5 protein-coding genes, 5 tRNA genes and 1 pseudogene are annotated in these 7,045 nt (G+C 56.3%); 4 read left to right on the top strand and 7 right to left on the bottom strand.

From position 1 onward, the window contains the following. The 7 genes and pseudogenes from NE562_RS15835 to NE562_RS15805 all read right to left on the bottom strand — a co-directional run. Nucleotides 1-134 (bottom strand): annotated as a pseudogene (locus NE562_RS15835) (IS256 family transposase); the annotation flags it as partial. 103 nt (nucleotides 135-237) lie between these two features. Continuing rightward, nucleotides 238-313, bottom strand: a tRNA-Lys gene (locus NE562_RS15830). A gap of 167 nt (nucleotides 314-480) precedes the next feature. Further along, nucleotides 481-555, bottom strand: a tRNA-Gln gene (locus NE562_RS15825). A 68-nt stretch (nucleotides 556-623) separates the two neighbouring features. Beyond that, nucleotides 624-700, bottom strand: a tRNA-His gene (locus NE562_RS15820). 137 nt (nucleotides 701-837) lie between these two features. Beyond that, nucleotides 838-914: transfer RNA gene (locus tag NE562_RS15815), tRNA-Arg, on the bottom strand. Between the two features lie 42 nt (nucleotides 915-956). After that, nucleotides 957-1,030: transfer RNA gene (locus tag NE562_RS15810), tRNA-Gly, on the bottom strand. A gap of 97 nt (nucleotides 1,031-1,127) precedes the next feature. Then, nucleotides 1,128-1,988 (bottom strand): helix-turn-helix domain-containing protein, encoded by an 861-nt coding sequence (locus NE562_RS15805; protein WP_280963385.1) that lies wholly within the window; start codon nucleotides 1,986-1,988, stop codon nucleotides 1,128-1,130. Nucleotides 1,989-2,213: 225 nt separating this feature from the next. Between NE562_RS15805 and NE562_RS15800 the strand changes: the two genes are divergently transcribed. From NE562_RS15800 to NE562_RS15785, 4 genes are all read left to right on the top strand, one after another. Beyond that, nucleotides 2,214-3,146, top strand: a complete 933-nt coding sequence (locus NE562_RS15800) for a sugar phosphate isomerase/epimerase family protein (protein WP_280963384.1) — start codon at nucleotides 2,214-2,216, stop codon at nucleotides 3,144-3,146. Between the two features lie 138 nt (nucleotides 3,147-3,284). Next, on the top strand, nucleotides 3,285-4,448 hold the full coding sequence (locus NE562_RS15795) for a Gfo/Idh/MocA family protein (RefSeq protein ID WP_280963383.1): 1,164 nt from the start codon (nucleotides 3,285-3,287) through the stop codon (nucleotides 4,446-4,448). A 97-nt stretch (nucleotides 4,449-4,545) separates the two neighbouring features. After that, nucleotides 4,546-6,168 carry a solute:sodium symporter family transporter gene (locus NE562_RS15790; RefSeq protein WP_280963382.1) on the top strand — a complete coding sequence of 541 codons (1,623 nt, stop codon included), beginning with the start codon at nucleotides 4,546-4,548 and terminating at the stop codon, nucleotides 6,166-6,168. A 191-nt stretch (nucleotides 6,169-6,359) separates the two neighbouring features. Further along, a complete protein-coding gene (locus NE562_RS15785) occupies nucleotides 6,360-6,857 on the top strand; it encodes a CarD family transcriptional regulator (protein ID WP_280963381.1) in 498 nt (165 codons plus the stop codon). The last annotated feature ends 188 nt before the right edge of the window (nucleotides 6,858-7,045 follow it).

The following is a 7,045-nucleotide window of genomic DNA, read 5'->3' as shown; positions in this document are numbered from 1 at the left end:
CTCCGGTAGCCTTGGCGCTGCTCGCTGCGCTCGTATCGCGCCGCCTGAGTCAGTTTCTCTGCCTCTGCTTCCAGAAGTCCGTTGAGCGTTTCCTCCACGCTGCCGCGCACTAATTCTTTGATCTGACCCTTGATTACCTGTTTAGCTGTTTAGCACACCACGCTATATCCTTTCATGCAAAAAAACAACAAATCCGAACCCATCTCCAATTGGAGTCGGGTTCGGATTTGTGTGTGTTGGTGATCCATCGGGGATTCGAACCCCGGACACCCTGCTTAAAAGGCAGGTGCTCTGCCGACTGAGCTAATGGATCATATTGAGTTGTTCGCATTTCATCTTAGTATTACTTTGCGGATAAAGAATGGCAGGGACGGCTGGATTCGCTTTTCTGCGGAAAAGCCACGGCGATTGCAACATGCCACCGGCATGTTGCCAAAAGCCGCCTTTCGCATCCAGCAAACTCACCGGACTTAAATGACTTGGCAGGGACGGCTGGATTCGAACCAGCGAATGTCGGCGTCAAAGGCCGATGCCTTACCGCTTGGCGACGCCCCTGTATTCGCGGGCTGAAATGGTGACCTAGAGACAACGCGCTGCGGTTTGCAGCGCGTCGGTTTAGGTAATGGGGTGGGTAAAGGGGTTCGAACCCTCGACCTCCGGAACCACAATCCGGCGCTCTAACCAGCTGAGCTATACCCACCATATTCTGTTTCAGCGGAAATGGCACGCCAGGAGGGATTCGCTTTTCTGCGGAAAAGCCACGGCGGTTATAATATGCCACCGGCATATTATCAAGAGCCGCCTTTCGAATCCCCGGCATGTGCACAAAGAAGAACTTGGCACGCCAGGAGGGATTCGAACCCCCGGCCTACTGCTTAGAAGGCAGTTGCTCTATCCGACTGAGCTACTGGCGCATAGTGTTCCGCGCCCGCTGCCTTTCCATACATAAAAATGGATGGAGCGGGTGATGGGAATCGAACCCACGTGTTCAGCTTGGAAGGCTGACATTCTACCATTGAACTACACCCGCGGGTTTTCTGACGCTTAAATAGTATACCAACATTCGGACGTTTTGTCAACGCTTTTCCCGCCATTTTTTCAGAAATCCGCACAATTTTTCCGCACCCCTATTGCCCGCGTTTGCCCCGCATGCGCTCACGGTACTGCGTGCGGTAGCGGATAGGCGGTAACCCGACGGTTTTTGAGAAAATTTCGCTGAAATGCGTCACATTGCCGTAGCCGACGATAGCCGCGATCTGCGCGGCGCTGTAATCGGTCGAAATCAGCAGGTTCTGCGCCTCGCCCACACGGCAGCGTATCATATATTGAATTGGCGAAAAGCCCGTAATGCGTTTAAAGATATGCGCCGCGTAATAGGGCGATACATGAAGCGTCTCGCCGAGCGAGTGAAGCGTCAGCGGCTGGTCAAAGTGGGTGGCGATATATTGACGCATGCGGTTTGCCAGCACGATCTCCGCGTTTTGCCGTCCGCCGCGATCATCCGCCGGAAAGCCGACGGCGAGCAGCACCAGCGCGGGGAACAGTTGGTCGACGATCTCGCGCGAAGGCACGGTGTTCAGCTCCATCCGGTCGAACAGCAGCTTACACAGCGCGTTTATTTCATGATACTCGCCGTGTACCGGACGGACAAAGCCGCTTTCCGGCGCGGTCATGTGGCCGGGCGGCAAGCCGTTTAAGGTAAGCCCCGCCACGCCGAAGCAAAACGTGCCGATCTCGTGCGCGGTGGTGGATACGACCTCGTGCAGCGCACCCTGATTATAAAGCAGCAAATCGCCCGGCCGGATGGGATAACTGTACCCATCCACGGTATAAACGCCCTCGCCCCGGTAGACGAACAGCAGCTCGGTGATATCATCGTGCCGATGGATGGGGCGGTGAATTTTAGGATCGGCCACGGCCTGCCGGGTGGCATACAGCAACATGGGCCGCAGCCCATGTGCAAAGGTCGTTTTCCCCTTATCCGGCATATGGTCCGGCCCCCTTTCGTTTGCTTGTTTTATCATACCGCATTTTCTAACGCAGCGCAAGAAACCGGAAGAAACAATTTTATAAAGCATTTTTTGTGCAACTTTTCCGCGTTTTTCAATGCGGAAAGCGCAGGATACCGGAAACAACCTTGGCACATTTTCGATATAATACGTTTATCAAAAACAAGCGGCGATGGGCGCCGCCGAAAATGGAGGGAAAACCAAATGAGCATGAATATTTGCGGCGCGCCGTGCTGCTGGGGCGTGGACGATCCGAAAAATCCGTATCTGCCGCCTTGGCAGCGTGTGTTGGACGAAGCCGCGCAGGCGGGCTACCGTGCGATCGAGCTTGGGCCCTACGGCTATCTGCCGGTCGACGCGGACGTCGTATCCGCGGAGCTGAACAAAAATCATCTTTCCATCGTCGCGGGCACAATTTTCCACGATCTGCTCGACCCGGCAAACCAAAAAAGCGTTTTGGACGCGGTTGACGATATCTGCCGCCTGATTACCGACCCGCGCCTTCCGAAACTGCCTGTGCACGAAGGGCAGAAGCATCCCACGCCGTACATGACCGTCATGGACTGGGGCCACGACGAGCGGGACTACAACGCGGGCCACTCGGACCGCTCGCCCCGCCTGTCGCCCGAGGAGTGGACACGCTTCATGGGCAACGTGCGCGCCGTGTGCGAGCGGGCGAACAGCTACGGCGTACGTCCGGTCATCCACCCGCACGCGGGCGGCTACATCGAATTTGCGGACGAAATCGAAGCCCTTGTGCGCGATATCCCGTACGAAGTCGCGGGCCTGTGTCTGGATACCGGTCACCTGTATTATTCGGGCATGGATCCGGTGGAGTATCTCAAAAAATACGCCGACAAACTGGATTACGTACACTTTAAGGATGTGGACGAAACCGTTTACCGCGCGGTACTGGGCAAGCATATCCGCTTTTTTGAAGGCTGCGGCGAAGGCTCGATGTGTCCGATCGGCATGGGCGCGCTCGACTACCCGGCTATCAAGCAGGCGCTCACGGATATCGGCTATTCGGGCTACATCACCATCGAGCAGGAACGCGACCCGCGCAATGCCGACACCAGCCTGCGCGACGTTAAGGCAAGCGTGGACTACTTAAAGTCGGTCGGCTACGAGATCTAAGCACGTCCCTCCGTCAGTTCGGCGTATGGTCCATCAATATAATCGCCTTGTTGCGGAATGGCGCGGTGACGCCACCCCGCCGCTCGCAAGGATCGGTACGCTCCCCCCAACCTTATTAATCAAGAATGGAGAATGACAATGTATTACGGTGAAAAAAGAGTAGAAACCCCCATCCGCTGGGCAATGGTAGGCGGTGGCAAGGGCAGTCAGATCGGTTATATCCACCGCTCCTCCGCGCTGCGGGATTTTAACTTCCAGCTCGTCGCGGGCGCGTTCGACATCGACGCCGCGCGCGGCAAGGCCTTTGGCGAAAGCCTGCACGTCGCGGCGGACCGCTGCTACCCGGATTATCAAACCCTGTTTGCCGAGGAAGCTAAGCGTCCGGACGGCATTCAGGCCGTTTCCATCGCCACCCCCAATTTCACCCATTTCGAGATCGCCAAAGCGGCGCTGAACGCCGGCCTGCATGTTTATTGTGAAAAGCCCATGTGCTTCAACACCGAGGAAGCCGCCGAGCTGGAAGCGCTGGTTGAAAAGACCGGCAAGATCATGTTCGTTTCCTACGGCTACGCGGGCCATCAAATGATCGAGCAGGGCCGCAAGATGATCGCGGACGGCGTTTTAGGCAAGATCCGTATCGTCAAGATGCAGTTCGCGCACGGCTACCATAACGTGGCGGTGGAAAAGAACGCGGCTTCCACCGCGTGGCGTGTCGACCCGAAAAAGTCCGGCCCATCCTATGTGCTGGGCGATGTGGGCACGCACCCGCTGTATCTGGCTGAAGCCATGCTGCCCGAGGAAATGAAGGTAAAGCGCCTGCTGTGCTCCCGCCAGTCCTTTGTCGAGAGCCGCAAGCCGCTGGAGGATAACGCCATGACGCTGATGGAATACGAGGGCGGCGCTGTCGGCTACGTCTGGTCCAGCTGTGTCAACGCGGGCGCGATGTTCGGCCACACCATCCGCATCGTGGGCGAGAAGGCCTCTATCGAGTGGAACGCCGAGTTCCCGAACCAGCTTGCCTACGAGGTGCAGGGCGAGCCGCAGCACATCATGCACCGCGCCATGGATTACCTGTATCCCGAAGCGACGGCGGACGACCGCATTGGCGGCGGCCATCCGGAGGGCCTGTTTGAATCGTGGGCCAACATTTACAGCCGCTTTGCCCGCGCCATTGAACTAACCGAAAAGGGCGAGCCGGTCGATTTCTGGTACCCCGGCGTACGCGCGGGCGCGGAAGGCGTCAAGTGGGTCGAAAAGTGCGTGGAATCCGCCGATCAGGGCGGCGTTTGGGTCGATTATTAAGCAAAAAGAGAAATACGCGGGCGCGGCCGGATAAGGGACCGACCGCGCCCCCATTTGGCAAAAAAGAAAAAGAGAAAAGAAAATAAGGGGTACATCTATGTTCACTATTGTCACCTTCGTCGGTTTTACGGCGCTGGTCGCGCTCATCTCTTGGATGAAAACGCGCGGCGACGATCTTTCCACCAAGGACGGCTACTTCCTCGCGGGCCGCGGTCTGCCCGGCATCGTCATTGCGGGCTCGTTGATGATGACCAACCTTTCCGCCGAGCAGCTTGTCGGCACCAACGGCCAGAGCTTCGCGGGCAACATGAGCCCGATGGCGTTCGAGGTCACCTCGTCGTTTGCGCTCATCATGCTCGCGTTCCTGTTCCTGCCCAAGTTTCTCAAGGGCGGTATCACAACCATTCCGGAGTTCTTCGAGATGCGCTTTGATACCACGACCAAGCGCCTGTTCTCGCTGATGTTTCTGATCGCTTATATTTTCACCATGCTGCCGGTCGTGCTGTATTCGGGCGCGGTCGTGTTGGAAAAGATCTTTGATATTTCCGGCATGTTCGGCCTTTCATATTTCTGGGCGATCGCGCTGGTCTGTGCGGCGACCGGCATCATTGGCGCAATCTACGCCATTTTTGGCGGCTTGAAAGCGGTTGCGGTATCGGATACGATCAACGGCGTCGGCCTTTTGCTCGGCGGCTTCATGGTGCCCGTGCTCGGCATTCTCGCGCTCGGCGCGCTGGACGGCGGCGGCTTTCTGGAGGGCATCAAGCACTTCATTTCGGCAACGCCTGAAAAGCTGAACGCTTGGTCGCCCGCGACCGCGCTCCCTCCCGAGGTACCGTGGCCCGTTCTGTTCACCGGCATGATCGTGAACAACCTGTTCTATTGGGCCACCAATCAGTCCATCATCCAGCGCTCGCTGGCGGGCAAAAACCTTGCCGAAAGCCAGAAAGGCGCGATCTGGGCGGGCTTCTTCAAGATTTTGGACGCGGCCATTCTCGTCATTCCCGGCATTATCGCCTATCAGCTTCTCGCGGGCCGCATGTCCACCGAGGTCGGCATGGCGGCGGACTCCGCTTACCCGATGCTGATCTTGGAGGTCGTGCCGAAGCCGCTGCTGGGCTTCCTCGCGGCCGTTATGTTCGGCGCGATCCTGTCCTCCTTTAATTCCGTGCTCAATTCCTCGGTCACGATCTTCACGCTAGACCTGTACCAGCCCATCTTCGCGCCGCAGGCCAATGCCAAAAAGCTGGTCAAGGTCGGCAAGATCTTCGGCACGGTCATTGCGGTCGCGTCGATCATCGTCGCGCCGTTCGTCATGTTCTTCGGTACCGGCATCATGAACTTTATCAACGAGTGCTGGGGCTTCTTCTCCATGCCGCTACTGACCGCCGTACTTTTCGGTCTGTTCAGCAAGCGCGCGCCGTCCATCGCGCCCAAGATCATTATTCCGATCCACATCGTGCTGTACGGCATGTCGAAATTAAGCCCGTTCTGCCAGCAGTTCCACTATCTGTATGTTGTATTCGCGCTGTTTGTGCTGGAATGCATCATTTACGGCCTGTGCATCAAGTTTGCGCCGCGTCAAGACGCGTTTGAGATCACAGACGCCAAGGTGATCGATCTAACGCCGTGGAAAAACGGCAAAATCTTCGCGATTATCGCGGTGCTGGTCACCGTAGGCGCCTACATTTTGTTCTCTCCCATCGGTCTTGCACATTAAACTTATAAAATACACCTAAAAACCACCGTCTTCCATGCGCAAAATAACCAAACTTTCATTTTTTCCTTCTACTCCTTTTGCAAAAACCCTCAATTTGTGTTAAAATAGATACATGGAAGGCAAGAAAGCCACGAAATTTCTTAAGTTTCGTGGCTTTCTCATCGTTTTTTGCACAAAAGTGGAGGCGCAGAATGTTTCAAGTGGGAGATTTCATTGTTTATGGCAACAACGGAGCATGTCAGGTAAAGGCGATCAGTACGCCCGGCCTTGACCCGGAGACCCCGGACCGGCGGTATTACACCATCCAGCCTGTCTGCGGCACGGAAACCATCTATATACCGGTGGATTCCAAGGTGTTCATGCGTCCGGTGATGAGCAAGGGCGAAGCGGAAGATCTGATTTCCCGCATCCCGGATATCAGCGAAACGCCGCTCGAAACCAAGGATCTTCATATCTTGACAGACAGCTACCGTCAGGTTTTCCTGTCGCATGATTGCGGGCAGTTGGTCCAGCTGATTAAAACCACCTACCGCAAAAACCGCACCGCCGTACAGAACGGTAAAAAACCGAGCGAGATCGACGCGCGTTTCCGCAAAAAGGCGGAGGAGCTGCTCCATGGCGAGCTGTCCGTCGCCCTCGGCATACCGGTCGAAAACGTTCCGCAGTATATCGAAAGCAAAATATCGTAAAACGCCCCCCTGTTCCCTGCCAAGCGCCGGGAACAGGGGGGTGTTTGTTCAGCGCTCGTTTCGCTTACGCGATTAAAACGCGGCATCGGCCGTTAGCGGTATGTGCGTAGCTTTCCGACAAAAAAACGCGCGTTTTTCCGTTACTTTCTCAAAACGCCCAATCGGGGCGGGTTTTCGGAGGTATTTTT

The organism is Butyricicoccus faecihominis (genome assembly GCF_024462775.1).
GTDB classification, from domain to species: Bacteria; Bacillota; Clostridia; order Oscillospirales; family Butyricicoccaceae; genus Agathobaculum; species Agathobaculum faecihominis_A.
The sequence above is the reverse complement of the archived record's forward strand: the minus strand, read 5'-3'. Positions and strand labels throughout refer to the sequence as shown.